Annotated in this window: 1 protein-coding gene; it reads left to right on the top strand. The window is 63.0% G+C overall.

Annotation, left to right across the window (positions count from 1 at the left end; genetic code table 11):
* A partial coding sequence (locus CAK78_RS10885) for an efflux RND transporter permease subunit (RefSeq protein WP_094697274.1) occupies positions 1 to 2,341 on the top strand: 2,341 nt, incomplete at both ends.

Below are 2,341 nucleotides of genomic sequence, written 5' to 3'. Positions count from 1 at the left end.
TCCCAGTCGGACTCCTCCGGCCGGGTATCGGTGACCCTCACCTTCCAGCCCGGGACCGACCCCGACATCGCCCAGGTGCAGGTGCAGAACAAGCTGCAGCAAGCCATGTCGCTGTTGCCGCAAGAGGTGCAGCAGCAGGGGATCCGGGTCCAGAAGACCTCCAGCAGCTTCCTGATGGTTGCCGCCTTCATCTCCAAAGATGGCGCCATGACCAACGATGATCTGGCCGACTACGTGGTGGCCAACATCAAGGAGCCGCTCAGCCGTCTGGACGGGGTAGGGGACATTACCCTGTTCGGCAGCCAGTACTCCATGCGGGTCTGGCTCGATCCCAACAAGCTCAACCGGGTGCAGATGACCCCGGGTGACGTACAGGCCGCCATCAAGGCGCAAAACACCCAGGTGGCCTTCGGCAAGCTGGGGGGCACCCCGGCGGTGACCGATCAGCAGTTCACCGCCACCATTATGGGGCAGACCCGACTCTCCACCGTGGCGCAGTTCAACGACATCCTGCTGCGGGTGAACCAGGACGGCTCCAAGGTGCGGCTCAAAGATGTGGCACGAGTCGAATTGGCTGGTGAAAGCTACGATGCCGAGGCGCTCTACAACGGGCAACCCACCGCGGCGGTGGCCATCAAGCTGGCGACCGGTGCCAACGCGCTGGATACCGCCGAGAAGGTGCGCGGCAAGCTGAATGAGCTTTCCACCTACTTTCCGGCCAACATGGAGATCGTCTATCCCTACGACACCACACCGTTCGTGAAGATCTCCATCGAGGAGGTGGTGCAGACCCTGGTGGAGGCGATCTTCCTGGTGTTCTGCGTTATGTATCTGTTCCTGCAGAACTTCCGCGCCACCCTGATCCCGACCATCGCGGTGCCCGTGGTGCTGCTGGGGACCTTCGGCGTCATGGCGGCGTTCGGCTTCTCTATCAACACCCTGACCATGTTTGGTCTGGTGCTGGCCATCGGTTTGCTGGTGGATGACGCCATCGTGGTGGTGGAGAACGTGGAGCGCCTGATGAGCGAGGAGGATCTCTCTCCGCTCGAGGCGACCCGCAAGTCGATGACCCAGATCACCGGCGCCCTGGTAGGGATCGCCCTGGTGCTCTCGGCGGTGTTCGTGCCAATGGCCTTCTTCGGCGGCTCGACCGGCGCCATCTATCGCCAGTTCTCTCTCACCATCGTCTCGGCCATGGTGCTGTCGGTGCTGGTGGCGCTGATCCTGACGCCGGCCCTGTGCGCCACCCTGCTCAAGCCCATCAAGCATGGCGAGTTCGGTGCCAAGCGCGGTTTCTTCGGCTGGTTCAACCGGGCCTTCGACGCCAGCGCCAACCGCTATCAGAGCAGTGTGCGCAAGGTGGTCAAGCAGGGCGTTCGCTACGGCATCATCTATGCGGCCATGCTGGCGGTACTGGCCATCCTGTTCATGCGCATGCCCACCTCCTTCCTGCCGGAAGAGGATCAGGGGGTCATCATGTCCATGGTGCAGCTGCCGGTCGGTGCCACCAAGCAGCGCACCGAGGTGGTGCTGGCCGACATGCGCGACTACTTCATGAAGAACGAGAAGGATAACGTCGACTCCGTGCTGACGGTGGCGGGCTTCAGCTTCGCCGGTAGCGGTCAGAACAGCGGCATGGCGTTCATCAAGCTGAAAGACTGGAAGGAGCGCAACACGCCGGATCGCAGCGCCAATGCCATCATCGGCCGCGCCATGGGCTACCTGTTCAGCATCAAGGAAGCTCAGGTGTTCGCCTTCAACCTGCCTCCCATCCCGGAGCTCGGGACGGCGACCGGCTTTGACTTCTATCTGCAAGATCGGGCCGGCGTGGGCCACGACAAGCTGATGGCGGCGCGCAACCAGCTGCTCGGCATGGCGGCGCAGGATCCCAACCTGGTGCGGGTGCGCCCGAACGGGATGGAAGACACCCCCCAGCTCGACATCAAGATCGACTATGAGAAGGCGCTGGCGCAGGGGCTCTCCATCAGCGACATCAACAGCACGCTCTCCAGTGCCTGGGGCTCGGCCTATGTGAACGACTTCGTCGACAGAGGTCGGGTCAAGAAGGTCTACCTGCAGGCGGATGCCCCCTTCCGGATGAACCCGGAAGATCTCAAGCTCTGGTACGTGCGCAACAGTGCCGGTCAGATGGTGCTCTTCTCCGCCTTTGCCAGCACCGACTGGAGCTTCGGCTCGCCACGGCTGGAGCGTTACAACGGCGTGCCGGCGATGGAGATCGTTGGGGAAGCGGCGCCGGGCAAGAGTACCGGTGACGCCATGGCCGCCATCGAGCAGATGGTGAAGCAGCTGCCGGAAGGCATCGGCATCGAGTGGACCGGTC

It is taken from the genome of Aeromonas sp. A35_P (assembly GCF_002259925.1).
GTDB classification, from domain to species: domain Bacteria; phylum Pseudomonadota; class Gammaproteobacteria; order Enterobacterales; family Aeromonadaceae; genus Aeromonas; species Aeromonas dhakensis.
This window is presented reverse-complemented; position numbering and strand designations above follow the sequence as displayed.